The sequence below is a fragment of the Haloferax prahovense DSM 18310 genome (genome assembly GCF_000336815.1).
GTDB classification, from domain to species: Archaea; Halobacteriota; Halobacteria; order Halobacteriales; family Haloferacaceae; genus Haloferax; species Haloferax prahovense.
Genome location: NZ_AOLG01000029.1, coordinates 136715 through 160824, shown reverse-complemented (window position 1 = coordinate 160824; position 24110 = coordinate 136715). Strand labels below are relative to the sequence as shown.

Sequence of the window (24110 nt, the reverse complement as noted above, 5' to 3'; positions counted from 1 at the left end):
TAAACGCTAAAAATACTCATTACACAGAGGCAGAGACGTTCTCTCGATGCGGAATCAACGCGCAGAAGAGCGCAGGAGGACAGTCTCTCGGAGACAGGTACTGAAGGGCATCGGTGGGGCGGCCGCTGCCGTTTCGTTCGCCGGGACGGCATCAGCCGACGGCGACGACGACTGGTACAACGTCGTCGACGAGGGGGCCGACCCGACCGGCGGGGAGTCCATCAACCCAGTCTTAGACGACATTCAGTGCGACGACGGCACGGTTCTGTATTTCCCGGACGGCGAGTATCTCATGGACGACGCGTTCCGTCACGTCGATTTTCGGGGGTTCGAACTTCGGGGGGATAACGCGACTATCGTCCCGGCCGCCGACTACGACGGCAGGTGGCTGTTCAAGTTGGGGACGTTCGAGCAACCGGGAGAGGACCTCGTCGTCGAGGGCTTCGAGTTCGACTTCACCGCCGACGACACGGGGCTTCGCGTCGTCCAAGCGCAGGTCAGAGACGACCTCCTCGCGCGGGACCTCTCCGTCGTCGGCCAGCACGACAGCGGGAAGTACGGCCCGTTCGCGTTCGACGTCACCGACGCGTCGGGTATCGGCACCGTCCAGAATATCAGGATTCCCGACGGCGGCGAGTTCTCGGACAACACGCCGGGCGACATCGACGTGGGGCCCACGGGCATCATCGTGTCGCCGTACCACGACGGTAAGCTCTGGGTGCGCGACTGCGAGGTCGGCGCCTGGCCCGACAACGGCCTCTACTGTTCGACCGAGGGCGGTCGCGTCGTCGTCGACGGGGGCGTGTTCAAGAACAGCAACATCGCCAACATCCGGCTCTCGGGCGATTACAGCTCGATTCACGGCGCGACCGTCATCGTGGACGACCGCCGCACCGACGACACGAACCAGCGGGGCATCCGACTCGACGGCGGCGCGTACAACTGGATAGACGACACCGTCGTTCGAATCGACGAGCCGAACGGGCGCGCCATCAGCGTCCAGAACGACGTCGAGTGGGCGCGGATTCAGAACTCGAGCGTCATCGTCAACGGAGACGTGCCGACGAAAGCGGTCACCGTCTCGCCGGGGGCCGGGAGAATCGATATCATCAACACCGACATCGAGTTCAACACCAGCGGCCAGGCGCTCGTCGTGGGGGGACCGAGCAGCGCCGACGCGGACCCAGTCTACGTTCTCAAGTCGAGCGTCGGCGGCTCCGGCGACGGGTCGAGCGGTCGGCACGCGGTCCGGCTCGAACGGGGGAACTGCACGCTCGACCGCTTCGACGTCGAGCAGACCGGCGGCGACTATCGGCGCGCGGTCAAGGTACTCGGCGACGGTAGCACGTTCATCTGGGGTGACTACGACACGAGCCACATTCCGCTGGTCAACGACGCCGACGGGACGACGTTCCGCGGCATCACCTCCGAATCGCACGACAACTACGAGGGAATGAAAGTCATCGACGGCTCGACTGGCGTCGACGTCGTCGAGTCGGTGATTCACAACGGCGTCTGGGAGTACGGCGACGTCGACGTCGCGTACGACGGAAACTGGTTCTGAGCCGCGACGGTCGGTCCCGAGTCGACTCTGCGTCGCGGCGGGCGCGGCTACCTTCTCACCGCTCGCCCGGACGGAGTCACGGCGACAGCGTCGCCTCGATGAGTCGCGAGATGGCCCGACGAATCCGCTGTGAGACCCCCGACTTGGAGATGCCGAGGATGGCTGCGAGTTCGCCCTGCGAGGACCGCCGCGGAACCTCGAAATAGCCGTGTTCGTGGGCGACGAGAAGCGCCTCGCGCTGTCCCGGGAGGAGCGCCGTCTCGGAGCCCACGTCGGTGTCGCGGGCGACGTGGAGGCGCTTTACCCGGAAGGAGATGTCGTTGTCGTGGTAGTGTTCTTGGACGCGGTGCAGCGTCGAGTGAGCGGGGAGGTGCATCTGGATGGACCACCTGCCGTCCTCGTGTCGAACGGAGATGACCCGAACGCCCATCTCCGTCGAGGACGGGGGAATCAGGCGAACGCCGCTCCCGAAGAGGACGCGAAACCGGTGGTCGGAGCCGACGGAACCGAGGAAGTCCGCCTCGATCACGGTCGGGTCGACGACGAGCGACGCCGCGACCGAATCGACGGGCCCCCGTTCGACGACGACGAACGCGCAGTCCCAGCCGAAGCCCTCGGTCGGTTGGAATTCGAGTTCGACCGGCCCCCGGTGTCCCGTGACGAACGACGAGAGAATCAGCCTCGGGTCCTCGAGCGTTATCTCCAAGTATATCGGTCGAGCGTCGTCGCCCCTTCGGTCCTCGTGCATCGCCTGTTGTTCGATAATCGGTACGGGTTATTATGCGGATGATAAGCGTCTGTGACCGCGTCTCCGCGGGTTCGCTCCCGTACCTGTCGACGGGTTGTGAGCAACTACGATGCCCATAATAACGACACCGAAACGTCCACAGTTCGGTAGGACTCCGACTACAATGTACAAAGACAACTCAATCGCCGTCGTCGTGCCGGCCTACAACGAAGCGGGCTACGTCGGGGACGTCATCGACACCCTCCCCTCGTTCGTCGACCTAGCCTACGTCGTCGACGACGGGTCGACAGACGGGACGTGGGACGAAATCGTGACGCACGCCGACGCGTTCAACGAGGATCACACCCCCGAAGCGACGGCGTACGACGACGTGGTCGTCCCGATTCAACACGAGGAGAACCGCGGGGTCGGCGGCGCGCTCAAGACGGGCTACCTCCACGCGCTGGAAGACGAAGTCGACATCACGGCCGTCCTCGGCGGCGACGGGCAGATGAACCCCAACGAGCTGGCGAAGTACCTCGACCCCATCGCGGAGGGCGACGCCGACTACGCGAAGGGCAACCGGTTCATGGAGCAGTCGGACCTCGACGCCATGCCGGGCTATCGACTCGTCGGCAACTCCATCCTCTCGTACCTGACGAAGTTCGCCAGCGGCTACTGGAAAACGATGGACCCGCAGAACGGCTACACCGCGATTTCCCACGAGGCGCTTCGGCAGGCCGACATCGAGAACATGTACGAGTACTACGGCTACTGCAACGACCTGCTCGTCAAACTCAACGCCGAGAACCTCCGCGTCGCGGACATCGCCTGCTCCGCGGAGTACCTGTACGACGACGACTGGAAGAGCCACATCAACTACGGCGAGTACGTCCCCCGCGTCTCGGGCATGCTGCTCCGGAACTACTTCTGGCGGCTGAAAAACAAGTACATGCTCCGGGACTTCCACCCGCTCGCGGCGTTCTACTACCTCGGAACCGTCATCGCGGGCGTCGCGGCAATCGGCCTCATCGGCTCGGGGCTGACGGGTGGCGGCGACGGCGACTCACCCAGCCTCGGCAGTTGGGCGATCGGCCTCCTCTTCGGTATCACGTTCCTGCTTTTCGGCACGGTCCTCGACCACGACGACAACGAAGCGCTCGAGATTCGGGTCGACGACGACACCTACGAGACCGAGGTTCCGAGCGAGTAACCCGAGTCGAATCGGGGGCCGTAGGCCGCCGAAACTCGCAGGCATACTTAAAGACTGAACATGTGAAGCCGGGAACGTTCGTGAGTATACGACGTTCTCGGTTGTATGAGATTCACGCAATCTGACGACACCGACGCCAATGACTCCCGCGGCCCGAAGCTCACGCGGCGCTCGTATCTCCTCGGAGCCGTCGGCACCCTCGCGGTCGGAAGCTACCTGTCGCACCCCGTCAACAGCGTCGAGGCGAACGCGATGAGCGTCGACGTTCCGCAGGCGTACCTCGACCGGTTCTCGAACGTCGTCAACGTCGTCGATGCGGGGGCCGACCCGAAGGGCATCGAACCCATCGACGACGTGCTCTCGCGGCACGTCGCGGACGACACGCTCCTCGTCTTCCCGGAGGGGCGATACCTGATGCACAGGCAACTCCGAAAGACCGGGTTCGAGAACCTCGGGTTCTACGGGCCGAACGCGACGCTCACGCACGGCCGAATCGACGCCATCGACAGCAACGTCGTCACCGAAGGCGAGTTTACCGGTGCGGCCCGATTCTTCCGGCTCGGCGTCATCTACGCCCCCGGCAAGGACCTCCTCTTCGAGGGGTTCACGTTCGATTTCACCGCCCCGCAGACCGGGATTCGGGCCGTCGAGGCCTACGTCACGGACGGGCTCGAAGTCCGCGACATCACTATCGCGGGCGAACACGACACCGGGACCCTCGGTCCGGCGCTGTTCAGCGTGACCACCGCCAACGGGACCGGGACCGTCGAGCGGTTCAGCGCGCCCGACGGCGCGGCGTTCACCGAAGACACCATCGGCGACATCAACCTCGGCCCAACCGGGATACTCATCGACCCGAACAGCGCGGGGACGCTCCGCTTCGTCGACTGCGAACTCGGTCGGTTCCCGGACAACGGGCTGTACGTCTCGGGGTCGAAAGGCGTCGTCCACGTGGAGGGCGGGACGTACAAGAACAGCACCGTCTCGTCGATTCGACTCAAAGGGTACGGCAGCAGTATCCGCGGCGCGACGGTCGTCATCGACGAACTCGTCCCCGGCATCAGCCAGCGCGGTATCCGCCTCGACGACGGGGCCGACCTCCGCATCGAAGACACCACCATCGAGGTCACGGGCTCCGCGGAGAACGCCATTCGCGTCCTCGACGACGCACAGACCTCGGTCATCGAGAACTGCAGCATCGTCCTCAACGACGACGAGGGCTGTGCGCGCGGCATTCAGGTGACCCCCGGCGCGGGTCGCCTCGAAGTCCTCGACACGACCATCGACATCCACGGGTCGAACTTCGCCATCTACCTCCAGGGCGAAAACGCCCCGGAGGACCCGATGGTGCTCGTCAAGAACGTCACCATCACCGGCTCGGCACCCGGCGACGGCCAGCGCGAGGCGATTCGCGTCGAGCGCGCGAACGCCCGGTTCGAGAACCTGACCGTCCACCAACCCGGCGAGAGCTACCGTCGCTGCGCCGAGATTCTCGCGGACGACGCCCTGTTCGTCGGCGGGACCTACGAGGCGACGCACCACCCCTTCATCAACAAGGGCAACCGGACGCGCTTCGACGGCATCACCGCGCGGTCCCTCGGCGGACGGCAAGCCATGAAGCTGTACTCGCAGGGGACCGACGTGGTCGTCATGGACTCGGTGCTCTACGGCGGCTACATCGACGGCGGCGCGGAGGGGTTCGTCGTCGACAACACCGAACTGCCACCCGTCTGAGACGAGCGGACCTTACCGACCCGATAATCATGGGGGTCGGTACGCAACTGCGGGTAACGCATGGACCACGACCGACTGGCCGACAAGGACCTCCTCGTCGTCTCACACGGCTACAAACACTTCGTCAAGTCGCAGGTCGACGTGCTCGCGGAGTACTTCGACTCCGTCACCGTCTGCGTCAGGTACAACTGGTTCGCCGACGTAGCGTCTCGCCTCCCCGTGAGCGGCGGTGAAGGGTTCGGAAAAGACGCCAAAATCGCCACGACGAACGTGCCGGACAACGTGCACGTCATCGAGACCCCGCTTTTGTACCTCCCGGTCGACGCGCAGCGCGAGCACCTCCTCGGACAGCAACACGCCCGGAAAGTCCGCAAGAAACTGGCGGACCACCCCGTCTCGTTCGACCTGATTCACTGCCACATGACGTGGACCTCGGGGTACGTGGGCGCGCGCCTGAAGGAGGAATTCGGTATCCCGTACGTCCTCACCGTCCACGCCAACAGAGACTGGTTCGAAACGCAGCTCACCTCCGACAACGCCCGGCTGAAGCGGGCGTGGACCGATGCCGACCGGCTCGTTCGCGTCAACCGACGCGACCGCTCGAAACTGGACGCCTACAACGACGACGTGGTCCACATTCCGAACGGCTACGACACCGACGCGTTCGAGCGCGTCTCCGCCGCCGCGGCCCGCGAACGACTCGGCGTCGACGACGACACGCCCGTCGTGTTCGCGCTCGGGACGCTGAAACCACGGAAGGGCTTCCAACACCTGATGCGAGCGATGACGCGGGTTCACGCGTCCGAACCGGAGGCGCGGCTCGTCATCGGCGGGCAGGGCGGCATGCGCGACGAACTCGAATCCCTCGCGGGCGAACTCGGTATCGACGACCGGACCGACCTGCTCGGCTACGTCGACTCGGAGACGCTCAACGACTGGATGAACGCGGCCGACGTGTTCGTCCTCCCGAGCTACAGCGAGAGCTTCGGCGTCGTCCAACTGGAGGCGATGGCCTGCGGGACGCCCGTCGTCGCCACGAAAAACGGCGGGAGCGAAGAAGTCGTCACGAGCGACGACTACGGCACCCTCGTCGAGGGACCGGAGTCGCACGACGAACTCGCCGACGCCGTCGTCGATGCCCTCCGCGGGCCGTGGGACGCGGACGCCATTCAGGCGTACGCGAACGAGTGCACGTGGGAGAACGTCTGCGAGGACATCGCCGACCTCTACGTCGAGGTCCTCGACGAAAACGAAACACAGACCGTCGCAGCCGCGCGGTAAGCACCGGAGAAACGACGGAGAACGGCCAGTCATTCCTTTCTTTGGTCTCGGCCGCCGGCGACTAACACAGTAACGAACGCAGTACGCTGTCTCGATTCGGCGACGCGCGCTGTCGAATCCGCGGAGTCGAACGTTCCTACAGCGTGGTCGTCCCTTCGGGGACCGACGTCCAGCATCGGTGTCGGGGGTTTTCGGACGAGACGAGCGGCGTCTCCGAACACATCGGTCTGTACGCGAGGCGGTAGACGAAGCCGTCGTGACGAACGTAGAAACCGGACGGAATCGATAGCTCACCCTCCGTTCGGTCGTAGTACGGGAGCGTCTCCAGCGCGTCTGCGACGGACCGGTACTCGCTTCTATCCAATCGGAAGTCCATCACGCCGCGAGCCTCGTCTTGCGTCACGCGGTCGAGCGCTCGCTGGAGCAACGGTTCGTCGGAGAGTCGTTCGTCGGAGGACGGAACGACGTCTGGGAACTCGGACGACGACACGTGCATCACCGTGAGGACGCCGCCATCGACGCCTTCGAGATTGAGACAGCCACTTAACGCAGAGATGGAACCGAGACCCAGCGTCGCGAGTAATGACCGTCGGTTCACGCTAAGGGAACCAACCTGTTATTATATTATCATTCCGATTCCCGAATCGCGCCGGCCGGGGGACGCGCCGAGTTCGGCACGGTTCTCGAAAAGTGGCCGGCGACTGCGGCCGCCAACAGAAGTCATCGACCGGGAGACGAGACAGCCCGTTAGCGCGCGCTTCGACCGGCGAGCGCCACGATTCCGACGAACAGAACCGAGTGGAACCACGGCGACCCGCCGAGCGGAGGCGACTGCAAATCGAGCCACTCGACCGCCGAAAGCGGTTGCGCCATCAGGAGCATCGACCCGCTGTCGGTCGTATTCGATGTCGTCGTCTCGGTCGTGGACGTGTCCGTCGTGGTGTCGGTAGTCGTCGTCGCGGTGTCTGTGGTCGTGGTCGTATTCATGTCCGTGGTCGTCGTCTCAGTCGTGGTGGTGTCCGTCGCTGTCGTCGTATCTGTAGTCGTCGTATCCGTGCTCGTTGTCGTTGCCGTATCGGTCGTAGTCGTCGTGTCTGTAGTCGTCTCGGTCGTCGTCGTGGCCGTGTCGGTCGTGGTTGTCGTCTCAGACGTTGTCGTGGTCGTCGTGTCCGTCGTCGTCGGTGACGAGGTGGTCGTCGCCGTCGTCGTCGTCGTGTTGTCCGACGGCGTCTCCGTCGCTGTCGAGGTCGAGGTCGAGGTAGTCGTCGGCGATGAGGTGGTCGTCGAAGTGGTGGGTGCCGTCGAGGTGGTCGTCGTGTTGTTCGACGGTGTCTCTGTCGCTGTCGTCGTGTTGTTCGTCGGCGTCTCCGTCGCTGTCGGCGACGCGGTCGTCGTCTGGTCGTCGCTATCATCGCCGTCGTCGTCATCGTCGTCGTCACCGCCCCAGAGCCAGCCGCCGCCGTCGTCCGACTCGGTCGTCGTCGTGTTCGACGGCGGACTGGTCGTGTTCGTCGTCGTCGCCGTCTCGGTCGTCTGCGTGACCGTCTCGGTCGCCGTCGTCGTCACCGGCGTGTCGGTCGTCGGCATCGGCGTGTCGGTGACCGGCGTGGTGTTGTTCACCTGCGGCACCGGCGAGTCGCCGTCGACCGAGGGAGCGATGCCGACGCTCGGGACGCCGACGGCGAGCGCGACGCCGGAGAGCGAAAGCAGGATACCGGCGACGAGAAGAACGCGTTGCAGCGTGTTTTTGTGTCGGTCGGTCCAGGACTCGTCGCCCCACGCGGGACTCCCGGCGTTGCCGCTGCTACCGCCGCGACGGGCGCGTATCGCGGTGGCGCGGGAACCGACCGGGTCGGGGAGCGAACTCAGCAGGTCCAGCGCCTCGTCGGCGTCCACGGCTCCGACCACGAACGCCACCGTCACGAAGACGAGGAGGCCGATAATCGGGACGACGACCAGCGCGAGGAGACTGCTCTCGATGGTCATCGAGAGCAAGAAGATGGGCACCCCGGAGATGAACCCCGTCGCGAGCACTCGCACGAGTCGGGCGTCGGAAAACGGCTTGAACCCGAGGTAGCGCGCGCTGGCGAGATTGAACACCGGAAGCGAGGAGTACCCGATGGTCGTCGCCACGGCGGCCCCGAGAATGCCGTGACGCGGGATGAGAATCACGTTCAAGACGATGTTCAGAACCGCCGCGGCACCGGTCGCCGCGATGAGCGGCTTCATATCAGCCTTCGCGTGGCTGATTGCGAGGATGGGCCGAACGACCGCGAAGCCGATAGTCCCCGGGAGCAGGATGAGAAGCGGCGTGACGACGGGCATCGACCCCGAACCGAGGTACAGCGGGACGAAGTCCTTCGCGAGCGCCGCCAGCCCGAGCGACAGGAGGACGATGACGAGCATCCCGTATCGGGTGACGCGGGAGGCGATTTCGTTTATCTGGTCGATTCGTTCGTCCGCCCACAGGTCCGAGACGGACTGCACGAGCATCGACTGAATCGAGCGGGGGATGACCCAGAGGAACTGGCTGATGACCAGCGCGGACTTGTAGTAACCGACGCGCGTCTCCGTGACGTGGGACGCCAGCATCAGCACGTCGACGTGGTACATCGACGTGAGAAACAGCATGTAGACCACCGAGAGGTGGTTGAAACTGAACAGCTCCTTCGTCGGAAAGCCGCGCGGCGTCGTGCTGAAGATGCCGCGAAGCGAGACGTTCTTGCGGACCCACCACAACGCGAGGAGCGCGACGAGGCTGTTGACGACGATGAGGCCGACCATCAGCCCCCCGATTTCGTACCCGAGGTAGGCGATGCCGATGAGCGCGAGCCGGGTTCCGACCTTGTTGAACACCCGAAGCGGCTCCGAGAGGTGCTCCTGTTTGAGCCCCATCAGGGACCGGCGGGCGTACTCGCGGAACTGCGTCGCGATGGTGAGTCCGGCGAGGCCGTAGAAGCCGACGACGTACTCGGGGCCGAGGAACCGGGTGACGATACCGAACCGCGCGGCGGCGGCGAAGGCGAGCGCGGTCAGCACCGCGAGGACCGTCCCGAGGCGGAAGTAGTAGCCGAAGACGTGGGTCTGCCAGTCCGAAATCGAGCGGTCTTCGGCGAGGAACTTCCGGGCACCGCTGTTGATGCCGGAACTCATCAAGATAGTCGAGATGCCGAAGACCGCGGTGAGCGTGCCGTAGCGACCGTACAGTTCGAACCCGAGCGTCGTGATGAGAAGCGGCGTGAGCACCACCGAGGACAGCACGATGAAGATGCGCCCCCCGAAGATAGAGAGGAACGCGGTGACCATGTTCCGCTTCATTCACACCACCCGTCGGCGTCTCTCTCGCCGGGCTTCCTCGCCAGCGCGACGCGCGGGGACCAACGGCGTATCGGTCGTAGACCGCCTGCTGTTCGGTGATTCGTGTACATAAATAAACGAACGCGGGAGATTAGTCGGAAGACGCTATCTCGATAGAGACCGAGTCGCCGTTCTTGAGGTAGTAGTCGGTCGGGTCGACGGACTCGCCGTTGACGGTGACGTTCGCAGTCGCGTTGTCACCGTCACCGTCGTACGCGTAGGTCGTTCCGTTGTAGGTGACGCCCTCGTCGGTCATGTTGATGCCGTCGAGCGTGGACATGCCGTAGGCGAGCGTGACGTGCGCCGAGTGCGCGTGCCACGGGTTCGCGTGACCGCCCTCGAAGTGGAAGTGGTCGTTGTGACCCGCCTGCTGGTACTTGTCGCGGCTGAAGTCGAGCCGTTCACCGTCGACGGTGAAGTCGATGGTCCCGTGGACGTGGAGCTGTTCCGGCGGGATGTACTCGCCGGGAGTGGTGACGTTCGAGTCGTCGCTCACGACCAGCACCCACACCTTATCGTCCGATTCGAGCGTGTACGATTCGGGGTCGACCTCGTGGCTGTCGACGCGGTAGATGAGTTTCGTGCCGTTGTTCGACTCCTCGTAGGTCTCGCCGTCGTAGGTCAGCGACGACTCGGTGGCGTTGACGTCGGCCGCCTCGAGCGCCTCCGCGAGCGTCGTGCTCTCGTTGGTGTGCCACGAATCGACGTCGGTCATGTGAACCGGCGCGTCCTCGTCGAGGTCCTCCGTGAGGCTCACGCGCTCGCCGGCGACCACGACGGCCATCTGCCCGGTGTACGCCGCGTCGACCGACGACTCGTTACTGGTGTTCGCCGCCGAGTCGTGGCTGTGTGAGTGGTTGTCGGAGTCGGAATCCGACGACTCGTTCGTCGCGTCCGCGGCCGTCGTCTCCGCGGCCGTCGCGTCGTTCGAAGACGCCGTGTCGTTCGCGGTGCCCTCGACGTCGGACGCCGTCGTCTCCGTCGTTTCGGCGGTTTCGTTCGCCGCGGTCGTGTCTCCCGCGTCGCCGCCCGCGAATGACGAACAACCCGCTGTCGTCATCAAGAGCGCGACGAGGAGGGCGATACTCGCACGTTTCAGTGTATTGGATGGGATTTCCATCTCGAACTCGAACGAGACATCACAGCCACCCACCGTTATTATCGACTACGTAGCGGCGGCTTATCGGGCGGATAATTAGTATGAGCGGGGGCGGGTCTACACCCATCGTGATACGCCTCGACACCCGCGGAGGTCGGTCGGATGGACAGTGACGCGCTCGTCACGCTCGGACTGGCTCTCGTGTGTCTGTTCGCCGTCGGGTCGGCGGCCGGGTCCCTCGAATCGGCGGTCGACTCTTCGCCGAGCGAGGCGATTGACCTCGACTACTCCTCGCTGCCGCTCGACAAGGGCGACGCCAACGACATCAAGCGCGAATACCAGACGCTGACGGACAACCCGAGCCAGCAGGAACACGGCGGCGAACAGTCGTCACAGTCGGGACAGTCTAGCGCGAGCGGTCCGGACGACGGGAACGACGACTCCACGTCCGACAGTTCGACAGACAGTTCGGACGCCCAGCACGACCAATCTGAGGGGTCGAAAGAGACGCCAGGCGAGCGAGACAGGCTAGAGGCGCTCATCGACGCCCTGCTCGCGCTCCTCTCGCGCCTCGTCGAACTGGTCGTCGGAGTCGTCGCGGTGGTCGCCCTCGCGCTCGTCGCTCGGTATCGAGACCGCATCGCGGCGCGACTGTCGCCGATGGTCGCCCGCTTCCGCGGGGGCGAGTCTCCGGCGGAAGAACGCGCCGAAGGCGGGTTCGACGCGCCGCCCGAACCGCAGAACGAGGTCACCGAAGCGTGGTACGAGATGGTCGAGCGCCTCCGGCTCGACGACCGTCAGTTGCTCACGCCGCGAGAGCGGGCGGCAATCGCCCGCGAGAACGGGGCCGACGCGAACTCGGTGTGGTCGCTCACGGAGCTGTTCGAAGAAGTCAGGTACGGCGGCGCGCCCGTGACCGAAGACCGACGCCGGCGCGCGAGGGAGTGTCTCGAACGGCTCGGACCATCCGGGGGGCGAGACCAGTCGTGAACCGCCGAAAGATACTGTTCGGCCTCCTCGGACTCGGCTGTCTCGCCGTCGGAACGGTCGCACGCGGGACGGCCCTCCCGGTGACGGCACTCGTCTCCGAGGCGGGCGGCGACTACGTCCTCGTGGCCGCGCTCTCGGGAGTCGCGCTGCTCGCGTCGCTGCCGGTCATCGCCTCCGGCCGGGAGAGCGAACTGCAGCAGGCCGACACGCCGGACCCGGAGGTCCCCGCTCGGGTCCCGCCCGCGGGGCGCGAGTTCGACGAGACGGTTCGGGGATGGGACTATCGGACGTCCGTTCTCGGCGACAGCGCCCGACAGCGAGTGAAAACGCGACTCCGAACAGCGGCCGTCGAGGCGGTGATGCGCGAGCGGAACTGCGGTCGAAGCCGCGCGCGTCAGCTCGTTCGACGCGGCGAGTGGACCGACGACGCCGAGGCGGCGTCGTTCCTCGGGAGTCCGAAACGGTCGACGCTCGCCACCGCGGTCGCCGCGCTTCGGCGACGACAGACGCCCGCTGAGTTCCGCGCCCGGCGGACCGCCGAGGCCGTCTACGCGGTCGATGGGGGGACGGGACGGTGACGACGCCACAACAGACGAACCGCTGGCGCGGCGTCGTCGCCGTCGCGCTCGTCGTCGCGGCCGCCGGGCTACTGGCGAAGCGACAGGAGCTCCTCTTGCTCTCGACGGTCGGCGTCGTCTTCGCGGCGTACCACCGGACCGTCCCGATGCCGACGCCGAATCTGTCCCTCGACCGCCGGGTCGACACCGCCTCACCGGCGAGCGGCGACGAGGTCGAAATCGAAGTCGCGGTGACGAACGAGGGCGACGAGACGCTGTACGACTGCCGGGTCGTCGACGGCGTCCCCCCGGCGCTCTCCGTCACGGACGGCCCGGCGAGGCGCGGGATGGTGCTCCGACCCGGTGAGACGCGGACGTTCTCGTACGCCGTCGAAGCCGAGCGCGGGCGGCACGCGTTCGACGACGCGACCGCCATCGTCCGCGACCCCAGCGGCGACAGGGAGGTCGAACTCGACGTGCGCGCCGCGGACGAGACGGAACTCGACTGCACGACCGAGATTACGAAGCCGCCGCGTCGGTCACAGACGCTCGACACCGTCGGCAGCGTCGCCGCGAACGGGACGGGGTCGGGCATCGAGTTCCAACAGACGCGGTCGTACCGCCGCGGCGACCCGGTCAGCCAAATCGACTGGAAGCGGTACGCCGCTTCGGGTGAGTTGACGACCGTCGACTTCAGGGAAGAGCAAGCGGCGTCAATCCTCGTCCTCGTCGACGCGCGGGCGGTCGCCTACAGGGGCCCGCCCGGGGAGACGCACGCCGTCGACGCCGGGGCGTCCGCCGCGACCCAGTTGACGACTGCCCTGCTGAACGGCCGGAACCACGTCGGCCTCGCCGCGCTCTCGGCCGAAGACTGCTTCCGAGCGCCGGGTGCGGGGCGGGAACACCGGCTCCGGTTGCGGAAACTGCTTTCGAGGCACTCGGCGTTCACCGCGAGTCCGACGGACACGGACGACCCCGTCGACGAACAGGTCGAATCGTACCTCGGTCGGCTCGGCGAACAGACGCAGCTTCTCTTCGTCTCGCCGCTCTGCGACGACGCCGCCGTCGAAGTTGCGCGCCGGTTCGACGGGCACGGCCACGCGGTCACGGTCGTCTCCCCGGACGCGACGGCGAACGAGACGCCCGGCGAGCGCTTGGCGGCCGCAGAGCGCCGGAATCGGTTGCGGGCGCTCCGGCAGGTCGGTATCCCCGTCATCGATTGGTCGCTCGACGACCCGCTCGCGCTCGCAATCGACGCACAGCGGGGGGTTCGGACGTGAACGGAGAGATAACCAGACGGCCGGCGCGGTTCAGCGCGGCGCTGTCGTTGTTCGCCGTCGCGCTGTCCGTCTCGCTCGTGAACACCGGCGCGTCGACCGGGACGTTCGTCGCCGTGGTCGGCCTCGTCCTCGCTATCGAGGGCGCACACCGGTTCCGAACGGGACAGCGACTGCTCGGGGCTGCCGGGCTACTCGTCGGCGTCCTCGTCGCGACGGGCGGTGCGGGCCTCGCCGTATCGAGCGCCACCGGTCAGTCACAGCTCATCGAGTCCGGGCTCGGACTCTTCGGCCTGCTCTGTCTCGGTCTCGGCGTGCTTCCCCTTCGCGGAGCCGGGTCGCGCGGACTGAGTAAACTCGGCTGCGCGTCGGTCCTCTTGGCTGTCGTCGCCGGCGGGCTGTTCCAGACGGCCGACGCCGTGGCCCTGCTCGTCGCATGTGCGGCGCTCGTCGTCTCGTGGGACGCCGCAGAGAACTCGATAGCGGTGGGCGAACAACTCGGACGGGAGGCGAAGACGTGGACCGTCGAGATGGCGCACTTCGGCGGGACGGCGCTCGTCGGGGGCGTCGCGGTCGGTACCGGGCTCGTGGTCCGCGACCTCGGGACGCCCGGTCTGCCGCTTCACGCGATCGCGTTCATGCTCGTCGCCTTGGTCTTCCTCACGCTCGCTCTGCACGACTGACCGTCGGGACGGAGACTTCGGCGAGCACGTCGTCGACGAGTTGGCTCCGCTCGACGTTGTCGACCGTCGCCTCGGCAGTCGGAACGATTCGGTGGGCGACCGTCGCGTGGACGACGGCTTTCACGTCGTCCGGAATGACGAAGCTCCGGCCGTGGACCGCGGCCGTCGCGCGGACGACCTCGAACAGCCGCTGACAGCCGCGCGGCGAGACGCCGACCGCGACGCGGGGGTTCTCCCGGGTCGCGCGAACGATGTCGACGATGTACTGTTTTATTTCGCCGTCGACGCGGACCGTCTCCGGAACGCGCTGCATCTCGCGGACGCGGTCCGTCGAGAGGACCGAAGAGACCGTCGGCGTGGGCTCGTCGCGCGCGTCGCGGCGGTCGAGCAGTTCCAGTTCGCCCTCCTCGTCCGGGTAGCCGAGGCTGTCTTTGACGAGAAACCGGTCTTTCTGCGCTTCGGGCAGGGGGAACGTTCCCTCTCCCTGTTCGACCGGGTTCTGCGTGGCGATGACGAAAAACGGGTCCGGGAGCGGGTGCGTCTCGCCGTCGACGGTCACCTGCCCCTCGGCCATCGCTTCGAGGAGCGCGGCCTGCGTCTTCGGCGAGGCGCGGTTAATCTCGTCGGCGAGGACGACGTTCGCGAACAGCGGGCCCTCGCTGAACTCGAACGACCGGTCTCGCTCGTCGAACACGTACGTCCCGGTCACGTCGGCGGGGAGGAGGTCCGGCGTGAACTGGATTCGGCTAAACGAGAGGCCGAGCGCCGTGGCGAAGCTCTGCGCGGTCAGCGTCTTTCCCGTGCCGGGAACGTCTTCGAGCAGAACGTGTCCCTGCGAGAGCGCTCCGGTGAGGATGCGCCGGAGGACGGCTCGGTCCACGACGACTGACCGAGCTATCTCGTCGAGAACACGCGTGCTGTGGTCGTGGAGTTCGCGGACGTCCATATTCCGGAGTCAGCCCAGCCGGGCATTATTATGCGATAGGTAAGCGCGCCACCGACCCGCGCGTTACCTGCTCGATAATAATGCGCCCCCGACGGAGAGTAAGAGGCGATACCCGATGCCGACAGTGAGCGTCATCATTCCCACGTACAACCGCGCGGACGATATCCCGCGCGCCATCGACAGCGCGCTCGACCAGACGCTGTCGGACGTTGAGGTCATCGTCGTCGACGACGCCTCCACGGACGACACAGCGTCGGTCGTCACCGCCTACGACGACCCGAGAGTGAACTACCTCGTCCACGAGACGAATCAGGGGGGAAGCGCCGCCCGGAACACCGGAATCGAGGTCGCGACCGGCGACTACGTCGCGCTCCTCGACTCCGACGACGAGTGGGCGCAGACGAAGCTCGAACGGCAGGTCGAGACGCTCGAACGACGGTCCGACGAGTGGGTCGCCGCCTACTGCGGGACGGTGATTCTCGACGACGCGGACGCCAACCCGCTCGTGGAGCGCGTCAAGTCCGTCCTCGGAACACACGACTCCCGAGAAGGGGCGGAAGGCGGCGAGGAACTCATCAAGGAGATTCTCATGGAGAACCTCCACACCAGCGCGGGCTCGACGCTCGTCGTCGAGTCCGAGGTGGTCGAGCGAATCGGCGGGTTCGACGAGTCGTTCGACCGCTACCAGGACACGGAGTTCCTCATCCGCGTCCTGAAGGAGGGAAAACTCGCCTACGTCGACGAACCCCTGTTGCGGCGGTACCCCTCCGGCGGACCGAGCGCGGACGCCGTCCGGCGGGCCAACGCGCACTTCCTCAAGACGTTCGCCGAGGAGGTCGTCGAGTTAGAGACCCGCGGCTACGACGTCACCGGCACCCACCAGTACGCGCTCGCCGCGCAGTACCTCCGCGAGGGACGGTTCGACGCGGGACTGGCGTACCTGCGCGCGGGCTCGACACCCGGGCCGGCGCAGCTCCCCGGTCTCGTCTACAGCGTCGTCAGAGGCGTTCAGAACAGAGTGAGCGCGTAACGCGGGGTGGAAGCCGGGGAAAACCGAGTCGAAACGACGAGACGACCGCGAGGGGTCACTCGTCGAACGGCGACCCCGCACCCTCGGGCATCGACCCCTCTTCGGCGACGATGTTCTGTCGGCCGACAGAGATCTTCTCCACCGTTCCGAACTCGTCCATGCTCGAAAGCAGTCGGCTGACCTTCGATTTCGACCAGCCCGTCTGCTCGACGATTTTACTCTGGTAGACCCAGCCGCCGTTGTCGCGGAGCAGTTGAATGACTTTGTCCTCGTCGGTCAAGACGGGCTGTGACGACTGCTGGAGTTCGTCTCGGTCGAACTCCGGCGGCGTCGATGGCGAGTCCGATTCGTCGTCTCCGTCGTCCGTTTCGGCCCCGGCCGGCTCGAACAGTTGCGGCGCGGACACCGGTGCTTCGAGCTGGTACTTCGACGAGGCGAGGAACCAGCGGCCGCCGACGGCGACGACTCCGAGCAGCGTCCCGCCGGTGAACACGAGCATCGGAGTCGTGCTGCCGTCGGTGGGCTCCGTTCCGAGCTTCCGCTCTAGCCCGTCGTTCAGCCCGTCGCCGTCCGTGTCGGGGTCGACGGGGTCGGTCCCGTGTTCGTACTCGTACCCGTCGTCCAGTCCGTCGCCGTCCGTGTCGGCGGTGCTGTCGTTCGGCGGCGTCCCGAGTCGCATCTCGACGCCGTCGGGGATGCCATCACCGTCCGTGTCGGGGTCCGTCGGGTCCAGCGAGTTCGACAGTTCGGCCGCGTCGTTCAGTCCGTCGCCGTCCGTGTCCGGGTCCGTCGGGGACGTCCCGTAATTTTTTACCTCGGCCCCGTCTTGGAGGCTGTCCTTATCCGTGTCCATAAGGAACATCGAGGTGTTGTTGGACAGTTCGTTCGCGTTGCTGAGTTTGTCGCCGTCGACGTCGCCATCTTTCTGGAGTATCGTGATATTGACCGTGTCGCTGGCAATCTGCTCTGACTGCCCCGGGAAACTGTTCCAGAGGACGACGGAGACGTTGCTCGAGCCCTCGAACTCCGAGAGGGATTCGTACGAGAACTCGACGGTCTGCGTGCCGGACGAGATGCCCTTATCGGTGCAGTCGACCCGGTAGCCGCTCTCGTTTCTCACACACACCTCGTAGATGTTCGACTCGTTCGGGGCGTCGAACTCGACCGATAGCGTGTTGCTTTCGGACGCCCAGAGGAACGTCGACTCCCGCGACCGGTCGACCGGAACCGTGTTCGTGAACGCCCCTTCGATGGACGTTTCGTTGGTCGTCTCTTCGTCCATTGCCATCACCGGTGCGGTCGTCTCTTCGTCCATCGCCATCACCGGTGCGGGAAGGACCGCGCCCGTGAGAACGAGCGCGACCAGAACGAACACCACGCGGGCATACGACATGGTTATCGGAGAGTCACCTCGATTCGGGCGCGTCGGCTCGGGGGCGACGTGACGTTCGCTCGGCTCGCGGGAGACCATTGAGAGACTCCACCGAGTGCTCGCGAACGAAGAGGGCGCACGTCTGAAATCATTGGGGCCAATTTTGCGCTGTATCGATGATTCTAGTTCAACAATATGAATCTCACGGCCTGTTATGACAGCTGGGCAGTAGCTACCTATCTGGATAGTTCGAGTCGAGAGACCGATAAATCACCCTCGATATAGCGGGTACTTAGGTCGGAACCAGACGAACGGCGTACGTTGCGCGATAGAACTCGAAGAGCGTTATTCCTCGTCGCCCGTCTCAAAATTGTCGAGAACCTGCCAGAACGTGAGCGCCGTGTAGACGCTCATGACCGCGAGCGCGACGAGGAGGTGAGGGATGGAGCCGAACCCGAAGAGTCCGAGTCCGGATGCACCGATAAAGAGCGTACTCAGCCCCGAGACGGAGAGATAGTACGCCCCCCACGGTCGCTCGGACTCGACGTCCGTCTCGTCGTCGTCATCGTCGGGGAGTTCGAGGTGCGCCGCGAGCTCGTTTGCGAGGGGCGTCTTCTCGACGATACCCCTGCTCTGATTGTAGTCGATGACGCCCTCTTCGTCGAGTTTCGGGAGGTGCGCTTGGTAGAGGGCGATATAGACGCGCTGGCGCTGGTCGGACATCAACGCCTGAACGGTCGTATCGTGCTCCCACGCGGCGACCTGCTCCGCGATGTCCCGCATCTGAACCGGTCCTTCGCGGTCGCGCAGGTATTCGAGAACCTTCCGACGGCGCTCGTTCTGGAGCAGGTGGTATATCTCGTCTTTCCCAAGTTCCGTGTTCTGCTCGGCCGCATTCGTATGCTGGTCGATGAGCGCGCTTTCGGTACCGTTCACTTGAGTGGTCATGCTCGCTCCAACCGTTACTGTGGCCCCAAATAAAGCGTCAACACCGTTCCGGATTTTCCGAACTGTTGTGAAAACCCGACCGGAATCAAGGCATATTGCAGCAGTTTAGTGACTGTTTCAGACCGTTTCACCGGCGTATAATCGCAAGACAGCGGCTTTGTTGCCTATTTGACAACAGTCGAGAAGCGCCCGATAGCAATTCAGCGAAAACCCGATTGTTGATCCAGCAAAGGCACGTGATAAGCCCGATAAAGCTCGTGTTTCAGTCGACCGTGGAGGTCAGTCGGGCCCCGCCGTCGAGGGTTTCTCGTGCAGCCTCGTCGAGTTCCTTCGTCAGCTTCAACACCCGAAGCCCCTGCTCGCCGTCCACGACGGGCTCCGTACCGGTCGAGGCGGCGTTCGCGAACGACCGCAGTTCGCTCTGTAGGGGCTCGACCTGTTCGACCGCGAGCGTCTCCACGAAGTTCTCGTGGCGGTGGCGGACGAGCGACTCGTCGTCGATGTACGAGGGGACCGACGAGCGGTGAATCTCGATGTTCTGTTCGATGTAGTCGATCTTCACGCGGCAGTCGGCCGCCGAGATGGTGAGGCCGCGGACTTTCTCTTGGGTGACGCGGCTCGTCGTGAGCGACGCCGTCACTCCGGAGTCGAACGCGAGGTTCGCGTTCGCGTGGCTGCAGTCCGGCGTTCCCACGGCGTCGTACGAGTCGACCGCGCCGTCGACGATGTCGAGGACGATGTCGAGGTCGTGAATCATCAGGTCCATCACGACCGTGTCGTCGATGGCGCGGTCGACGGGCGGCCCGAGTCGCTCGGTCGAGACCGCGTGGATGTCGAGGTCGTCGACGAGGTCGCGAAGGGCGCGAACCGCCGGGTTGAACCGCTCGATGTGACCGACCTGCAACACGAGGTCCCGCTCGTCGGCGATGTCGACGAGTTCCTGTCCGTTCTCGGGGTCTTCGACGAACGGTTTCTCGACGAGGACGTGAACGTCCGATTCGAGGGCGCGCTTCGCGTTCTCGTAGTGGAACTGCGTCGGCACGACGACGGAGACGATGTCCGCCGCGTCGAGGAGGTCGTCCATCGACCGCGCGGTCGTCCCGTAGTCGTTCGCGACGGACTCGGCCCGGTCGCCGTCGACGTCGAAGACGCCGACGAGCGCCGTGTCGCCCAGTTCGTCGTACACCCGGGCGTGGTTCTGTCCCATGCTCCCGACGCCGATGACGCCGGCCGCGACGGTGTCGTCAGTCATCGGACGCCTCCACGGTGGACGCGCGAGCGCCGGCCGGAGGGTCGATGGTGACCTCGTCTCGGAGGACGGTCCCAACTCGCTCGACCTCCGCTTCGGTGAGGCTTGGGTGTACCGGGATGGAGAGGGCCTGCTCTGCGACCCGCTCGGCGACGGGCGCACGCACGTCGAGGAAGTCGTAGGCGGGCTGGTCGTGGATGCACCGCGGGTAGTAAATCCCGCACCCGATGCCGCGTTCGTCCAGCTGTTCGACGACCGAGTCGCGGTTGCCGACCCGAATCGTGTACTGGTGGTACGAGTGGTCGAACCCGTCGGGGACCGTCGGCGTCGCCGCGTCCGTGTCGGCCAACAGCTCGTCGAGTCGCGCCGCGTTCGAGCGACGGTTCTCGATGAAACCGGGGAGGCGTTCGAGTTGGGCGCGACCCATCGCGGCCGCGACGCTCGTCATCCGGAAGTTGTGACCGAGCGAGACGTGACGGTACCCGTCGGTCTCCCGGCCGTGATTGACGAAGCTCGCGGCGTTCTGTGCGACGGTCTCGTCGTCGGTGACGACCATCCCACCTTCGCCGGTGGTCATGTTCTTCGTCGGATAAAACGAGAAGCTCGCGGCGTCGCCGAGCGACCCGACCGGCGTGCCGAAGTACTCGGCACCGTGGGCCTGCGCCGCGTCTTCGACGAGAGCCACGTCGTAGTCGTCCGCGATGTCACGGAGTTCGTCCATCGGCGCTGGGAGGCCGTAGAGGTGGACGACGACCATCGCCTGCACGTCCGAGTCGAGCGATTCGAGGGTCGCTTCGACCCGCTCGGGGTCGAGGTTGAACGTCTCGGGGTCGATGTCTGCGAACACCGGCTCGGCACCGGCGAATCGAATCGCGTTCGCCGTCGCGACGAACGAAAAGGGCGTCGTCAGGACGCGGTCGCCGGGGCCGACGCCGACCGCTTCGAGCGCCGTGTGGAGCGCGGTAGTCCCGTTCGACGTGGCCACGCCGTGGTCGGCGTCGCAGTAGTTCGCGAACTCGGACTCGAACGTCCGTACCTCGGGACCGTCCGCGATCATCCCCGACTCGACGACGGACTCGATGCAGTCGAGTTCTTCGTCACCGAGAACCGGGGAGGCGATACTAATGTCTCCAGTCATCGGCGTCGTCCTCCGCTCGTCGGAGCCGCCGCGCCGTGAAGCGCCGAACAGTCGCGTCGATAGTCGCTTGCGTGTGTGCGTCTCATAGCATGTCCTGCGGTCCTGCGACCGCTGTCGAGTGCCAGACACCAGGAACCCATTATTATGGTTTAGATAAGCCCACAGCGCCACTGAAGCGTCGATTCCAGCGATTCAGTGGGGCGGGACACCGTAGTTTTATTTTTATAGATTACATAGTCGAGCACGTCAATGGCACCATCGTGGGCACCGGGCGGCCCCGACGACACCGGAGAGCAACCTGGACCATCACTCGACGACAGACCCGGTCTCGGCGGTGTCACCGAATCTCGACGACGGGACACCATCGTTTCGCTCGTGAACGAGCGTTCCGAGACGCCGTACACCGTCGGCGAGCTGACCGTCGCGCTCTCGGAGTGGTTCCAAGACGAGACGGACGGGATGGTCCCGACGGACGAGGAGATACACAGCGTGCTCTTCGACTTCGACCTGCCGCGACTCGACGCCGACGGTCGTCTCGTCTTCCACCGCGAGACCGGGCGCGTCTTCGCGCCGACCCACGAGGCGGCCCACGCGATTCGCACATCGACCGGGATAGACCCGGGTTCGACTCTCGATAACGCAGGAGGCACGGACCGAGGTTCGGTCGCGCCCGAGTCGACTGGCGACCGAGTGACGGTCTCGCGAAAACGGTTAGTGAACTTCGGTGTCATCTTGGTTGGCGTCGCCGGCGTCGCCGTCACCGCATCGAGCGTGAGCCCACTAGACACGTCTTTCGCCCTCGTCCCCGCCGTGTTCGTCGTCCTCTTCTTCGGCTACCGCACCCTCACCGAAGAGTGACGCCAGCGAATCCTTGGGAAGTCGAACGGTTCGTCTCGCGGCACTATTTCGCTCGGCTTACCGGGGCTGTAACGCCGGCCGACGCCGAGCCGACCGCAGAGAGTTCGGTGAAGTGACAACAGGATATTATGAATGCGCCGTCTGTTCCGTTTCAGTTACAGCCTGAATAAGGATATGCCGATGCGCACAATCCACGACCATGCCTCGTGGACACGTAACAAGCGGGACAGAGACGCCGAGCGGGACAGAGACGCCAATCGCTGCCCCTGAGGAGGTTCGGTAGGCGATGCTCACGGGAGAGTTCGCCGCGGTGAGCGCACTGTTCGTCGGCCTCGCGGTCGTCACGTCGGGTCTGGGGCACGTGAACCGCGTCGGACCGTCGTACGCCCGAGCGCGCCAGCTCGTGTTCCTGTTCATGCTGTTCGGGACGGTCACGCTCGCGCTGTGAATCGCGACGGTGGGACTTCGCCCGGTCCGCCATCGAGTCTCACGTCGGCGTCCTCGTCGCGTCTGTGCGCGGGGACGTGCCCTCACGGCACGCTCCACGGCGAGTCGACCGAGCGGTCGAATCGGCTACTCGTCGTCCTGCGGGAGGACGACGCACTTCCCCGACCCGAGTTGGAAGCGCTCGATTCGCCCCTGCGTCTCCATCCGACACAGCGTTCGGCTGATAGTCGAGTCGGACCACCGCGTCCGCTCGACCAGCTGCGACTGCGGCAGTCGCCCACCCGCGACGATGAGCAGTTGAAGGATTCGGCGCTCGGAGTTGAGCAGTTCGGGGTCGACGCCGAGAAGCCCGTGATTCGCCTCGGAGTCGGACGACGCGTGTCTCTCTGAATACGGGGACGCGTCCACCGAATCAGTGGTCGGTTGCCCACCGTTTCTGCGGCCGGAGCGGGTCGAGAGGGACACAACGAGACGGACGAACGCGTGCCAGCAGGCCGCGAAACGCGAGGCGATGGCTCGTCGATACCCGAGCGCACCACCTCCCGCTCCGGCGGTGCCCGCCGCGGTCCCGGCCAAGTAGGTGTCATCGTTACTGCGGTCCGCCATAGCTCACTATCTGTGCCTCATCTTTTTGTACGTGTTACCAACGTGGTTAGGGATGCGTTCTGTGTCATAGATTGCGGTAACGGTACCCGGATGGTTCGGTCGCCGGATAGCCGACGGCTCGTCGATGTCGAGGGCGGGAACGAGTATCCGTCGTACCGAGCGTTCGACGGCGGTGGAAGCGCCGGGACGGGGGACGCAACCGATGGGACGTGCAGGGTCCCGGAACCGACAGAACAGCGGCGCGGTCGGACCGAGGGACCGACTGCGCAGCGAGGGGTCACAGCGTCCGACTCTGTCGTTCGCACCGAGTACTCGTTCCAACAGTTGCTATCTCGACTAGACCCCTCGTCTTATCGGTTGCAAGTGCAAGCGCCTAATAAGGGAGGCTCGGTGGCGGCCGCTCGACGAGCGCCCTCCGAATCAGCCGTTCGTGACCGCGTCGGAGTCGCTGCGAGGTCGCCTGATGGGTGACACCGAACGCGTTCGATAGCTCCCTTATACCCGAATCGCGGGGGACGCTGTAGTACCCCTGTCGGAACGCGGTGACGAGGGTGCGGTACTGTCGGTCGGTCAGCCCGAACCGCGTCGGGTCCTCGAGGTTCTCGGGCGACCGAAGCCGTTCGACGTCGAACTCCGTTCCGGTGCGTCGCCATCCGTCGCCAAGCGACCCGATCGAATCGCGGTCGTGGGCGAAGACGCGGACCACCCACTCACCGTCTCGGCCGTGGGCGTCGAGAACGCTGAGGCCGCCGTCGACGAACAGTTGCATGAACTCGTCTGCGAGCGGTCTGAGGCTCAGACGGTAGACGCCGCCGTGGGACGACGGGGCGAACGGTGCGACCGACCCGACGCTCGGGTCGTCTCGAAGCGACGACGCAATCTGCGCTGGGTCGTCACTCCGGACCCACAGCAGCGGCGAGAGCGTGGGCCCATCGAGTTGCACGGAGCGAACCAGACGCGCCTCGGTGATGGAACTGCGTGAGAGGACATCATCGAGAACGAACGCTGACGCCGGGATTCGAAGTGTAATGATG

At 65.3% G+C, this 24110-nt stretch carries 22 protein-coding genes; 11 read left to right on the top strand and 11 right to left on the bottom strand.

Going from position 1 to position 24110, the window contains the following annotated elements; genetic code table 11:
• Positions 1–46 precede the first annotated feature (46 nt).
• Complete coding sequence (locus C457_RS10125; protein ID WP_008094274.1) at positions 47–1564, top strand: twin-arginine translocation signal domain-containing protein; 1518 nt, start codon at positions 47–49, stop codon at positions 1562–1564.
• 76 nt (positions 1565–1640) lie between these two features.
• On the opposite strand, the gene C457_RS10120 is transcribed toward C457_RS10125, so the two are convergent.
• A complete protein-coding gene (locus tag C457_RS10120) occupies positions 1641–2312 on the bottom strand; it encodes a helix-turn-helix domain-containing protein (protein ID WP_008094272.1) in 672 nt (223 codons plus the stop codon).
• A gap of 163 nt (positions 2313–2475) precedes the next feature.
• On the opposite strand from C457_RS10120, the gene C457_RS10115 reads away from it, so the two are divergent.
• The 3 genes from C457_RS10115 (at position 2476) to C457_RS10105 (ending at position 6519) form a co-directional block, all read left to right on the top strand.
• On the top strand, positions 2476–3504 hold the full coding sequence (locus C457_RS10115) for a glycosyltransferase family 2 protein (RefSeq protein ID WP_008094271.1): 1029 nt from the start codon (positions 2476–2478) through the stop codon (positions 3502–3504).
• A gap of 105 nt (positions 3505–3609) precedes the next feature.
• Positions 3610–5238 (top strand): right-handed parallel beta-helix repeat-containing protein, encoded by a 1629-nt coding sequence (locus C457_RS10110; protein WP_008094269.1) that lies wholly within the window; start codon positions 3610–3612, stop codon positions 5236–5238.
• Between the two features lie 60 nt (positions 5239–5298).
• The gene (locus tag C457_RS10105; RefSeq protein ID WP_008094267.1) at positions 5299–6519 is read left to right on the top strand and encodes a glycosyltransferase; all 1221 of its coding nucleotides are present in this window, start codon (positions 5299–5301) and stop codon (positions 6517–6519) included.
• Positions 6520–6655: 136 nt separating this feature from the next.
• Here C457_RS10105 and C457_RS10100 read toward each other — a convergent pair whose 3' ends face one another.
• From C457_RS10100 to C457_RS10090, 3 genes are all read right to left on the bottom strand, one after another.
• Positions 6656–7117 carry a hypothetical protein gene (locus C457_RS10100; protein WP_115828319.1) on the bottom strand — a complete coding sequence of 154 codons (462 nt, stop codon included), beginning with the start codon at positions 7115–7117 and terminating at the stop codon, positions 6656–6658.
• A gap of 149 nt (positions 7118–7266) precedes the next feature.
• Positions 7267–9837 carry an oligosaccharide flippase family protein gene (locus C457_RS10095; RefSeq protein WP_008094263.1) on the bottom strand — a complete coding sequence of 857 codons (2571 nt, stop codon included), beginning with the start codon at positions 9835–9837 and terminating at the stop codon, positions 7267–7269.
• A 130-nt stretch (positions 9838–9967) separates the two neighbouring features.
• Complete coding sequence (locus C457_RS10090) at positions 9968–10996, bottom strand: hypothetical protein (protein WP_008094262.1); 1029 nt, start codon at positions 10994–10996, stop codon at positions 9968–9970.
• A 141-nt stretch (positions 10997–11137) separates the two neighbouring features.
• Here C457_RS10090 and C457_RS10085 point away from each other — a divergent pair, with 141 nt between their 5' ends.
• From C457_RS10085 to C457_RS10070, 4 genes are read left to right on the top strand one after another with little or no spacing between them, the layout of a single operon-like run.
• A complete protein-coding gene (locus C457_RS10085; protein WP_008094260.1) occupies positions 11138–11965 on the top strand; it encodes a DUF4129 domain-containing protein in 828 nt (275 codons plus the stop codon).
• Positions 11962–12543 carry a DUF7269 family protein gene (locus C457_RS10080; RefSeq protein ID WP_008094259.1) on the top strand — a complete coding sequence of 194 codons (582 nt, stop codon included), beginning with the start codon at positions 11962–11964 and terminating at the stop codon, positions 12541–12543. The genes C457_RS10085 and C457_RS10080 overlap by 4 nt, the downstream gene beginning before the upstream one ends.
• Positions 12540–13802 carry a DUF58 domain-containing protein gene (locus tag C457_RS10075; protein ID WP_008094257.1) on the top strand — a complete coding sequence of 421 codons (1263 nt, stop codon included), beginning with the start codon at positions 12540–12542 and terminating at the stop codon, positions 13800–13802. Before C457_RS10080 ends, C457_RS10075 begins: the two co-directional genes overlap by 4 nt.
• Positions 13799–14482 carry a DUF7519 family protein gene (locus tag C457_RS10070; RefSeq protein ID WP_008094254.1) on the top strand — a complete coding sequence of 228 codons (684 nt, stop codon included), beginning with the start codon at positions 13799–13801 and terminating at the stop codon, positions 14480–14482. The genes C457_RS10075 and C457_RS10070 overlap by 4 nt, the downstream gene beginning before the upstream one ends.
• On the opposite strand, the gene C457_RS10065 is transcribed toward C457_RS10070, so the two are convergent.
• Complete coding sequence (locus tag C457_RS10065) at positions 14460–15428, bottom strand: AAA family ATPase (RefSeq protein WP_008094252.1); 969 nt, start codon at positions 15426–15428, stop codon at positions 14460–14462. The two genes, C457_RS10070 and C457_RS10065, sit on opposite strands and share 23 nt — an antisense overlap.
• Before the next feature lie 115 nt (positions 15429–15543).
• Here C457_RS10065 and C457_RS10060 point away from each other — a divergent pair, with 115 nt between their 5' ends.
• A complete protein-coding gene (locus C457_RS10060) occupies positions 15544–16458 on the top strand; it encodes a glycosyltransferase family 2 protein (RefSeq protein WP_049913484.1) in 915 nt (304 codons plus the stop codon).
• Between the two features lie 55 nt (positions 16459–16513).
• Here the strand turns inward: C457_RS10060 and C457_RS10055 are convergent, their stop codons facing one another.
• From C457_RS10055 to C457_RS10040, 4 genes are all read right to left on the bottom strand, one after another.
• Complete coding sequence (locus C457_RS10055; protein WP_233547698.1) at positions 16514–17929, bottom strand: DUF7343 domain-containing protein; 1416 nt, start codon at positions 17927–17929, stop codon at positions 16514–16516.
• A gap of 246 nt (positions 17930–18175) precedes the next feature.
• Positions 18176–18778, bottom strand: a complete 603-nt coding sequence (locus C457_RS10050; RefSeq protein WP_049905289.1) for a DUF7344 domain-containing protein — start codon at positions 18776–18778, stop codon at positions 18176–18178.
• A gap of 262 nt (positions 18779–19040) precedes the next feature.
• A complete protein-coding gene (locus tag C457_RS10045; protein WP_008094247.1) occupies positions 19041–20030 on the bottom strand; it encodes a Gfo/Idh/MocA family protein in 990 nt (329 codons plus the stop codon).
• Positions 20023–21165, bottom strand: coding sequence for a DegT/DnrJ/EryC1/StrS family aminotransferase (locus C457_RS10040; RefSeq protein WP_008094246.1), 1143 nt, complete (start codon positions 21163–21165; stop codon positions 20023–20025). The genes C457_RS10045 and C457_RS10040 overlap by 8 nt, the downstream gene beginning before the upstream one ends.
• A 249-nt stretch (positions 21166–21414) precedes the next feature.
• Here C457_RS10040 and C457_RS10035 point away from each other — a divergent pair, with 249 nt between their 5' ends.
• Together C457_RS10035 and C457_RS20325 are read left to right on the top strand one after the other, a co-directional pair.
• Positions 21415–22023, top strand: coding sequence for a hypothetical protein (locus C457_RS10035; protein ID WP_049913483.1), 609 nt, complete (start codon positions 21415–21417; stop codon positions 22021–22023).
• 286 nt (positions 22024–22309) lie between these two features.
• Positions 22310–22471: a hypothetical protein gene (locus C457_RS20325; RefSeq protein ID WP_156037901.1), complete on the top strand. Its 162-nt coding sequence runs from the start codon at positions 22310–22312 to the stop codon at positions 22469–22471.
• Positions 22472–22596: 125 nt separating this feature from the next.
• On the opposite strand, the gene C457_RS20895 is transcribed toward C457_RS20325, so the two are convergent.
• Positions 22597–23076: a helix-turn-helix transcriptional regulator gene (locus C457_RS20895; RefSeq protein WP_233517303.1), complete on the bottom strand. Its 480-nt coding sequence runs from the start codon at positions 23074–23076 to the stop codon at positions 22597–22599.
• 373 nt (positions 23077–23449) lie between these two features.
• Entirely contained in the window at positions 23450–24019 is a 570-nt protein-coding gene (locus C457_RS10025) for a helix-turn-helix domain-containing protein (RefSeq protein WP_004977928.1), read from the bottom strand.
• Positions 24020–24110 lie beyond the last annotated feature (91 nt).

Coding starts and splice junctions, on each gene's coding strand:
- C457_RS10040 (WP_008094246.1), bottom strand. CDS start 21,165: ATGACTGGAGACATTAGTATCGCCTCCCCGGTTCTCGGTGACGAAGAA.
- C457_RS10060 (WP_049913484.1), top strand. CDS start 15,544: ATGCCGACAGTGAGCGTCATCATTCCCACGTACAACCGCGCGGACGAT.
- C457_RS10115 (WP_008094271.1), top strand. CDS start 2,476: ATGTACAAAGACAACTCAATCGCCGTCGTCGTGCCGGCCTACAACGAA.
- C457_RS10035 (WP_049913483.1), top strand. CDS start 21,415: ATGGCACCATCGTGGGCACCGGGCGGCCCCGACGACACCGGAGAGCAA.
- C457_RS10045 (WP_008094247.1), bottom strand. CDS start 20,030: ATGACTGACGACACCGTCGCGGCCGGCGTCATCGGCGTCGGGAGCATG.
- C457_RS10120 (WP_008094272.1), bottom strand. CDS start 2,312: ATGCACGAGGACCGAAGGGGCGACGACGCTCGACCGATATACTTGGAG.
- C457_RS10110 (WP_008094269.1), top strand. CDS start 3,610: ATGAGATTCACGCAATCTGACGACACCGACGCCAATGACTCCCGCGGC.
- C457_RS10095 (WP_008094263.1), bottom strand. CDS start 9,837: ATGAAGCGGAACATGGTCACCGCGTTCCTCTCTATCTTCGGGGGGCGC.
- C457_RS10125 (WP_008094274.1), top strand. CDS start 47: ATGCGGAATCAACGCGCAGAAGAGCGCAGGAGGACAGTCTCTCGGAGA.
- C457_RS10090 (WP_008094262.1), bottom strand. CDS start 10,996: ATGGAAATCCCATCCAATACACTGAAACGTGCGAGTATCGCCCTCCTC.
- C457_RS10065 (WP_008094252.1), bottom strand. CDS start 15,428: ATGGACGTCCGCGAACTCCACGACCACAGCACGCGTGTTCTCGACGAG.
- C457_RS10105 (WP_008094267.1), top strand. CDS start 5,299: ATGGACCACGACCGACTGGCCGACAAGGACCTCCTCGTCGTCTCACAC.
- C457_RS10055 (WP_233547698.1), bottom strand. CDS start 17,929: ATGGTCTCCCGCGAGCCGAGCGAACGTCACGTCGCCCCCGAGCCGACG.
- C457_RS20325 (WP_156037901.1), top strand. CDS start 22,310: ATGCTCACGGGAGAGTTCGCCGCGGTGAGCGCACTGTTCGTCGGCCTC.
- C457_RS20895 (WP_233517303.1), bottom strand. CDS start 23,076: ATGGCGGACCGCAGTAACGATGACACCTACTTGGCCGGGACCGCGGCG.
- C457_RS10050 (WP_049905289.1), bottom strand. CDS start 18,778: ATGACCACTCAAGTGAACGGTACCGAAAGCGCGCTCATCGACCAGCAT.
- C457_RS10085 (WP_008094260.1), top strand. CDS start 11,138: ATGGACAGTGACGCGCTCGTCACGCTCGGACTGGCTCTCGTGTGTCTG.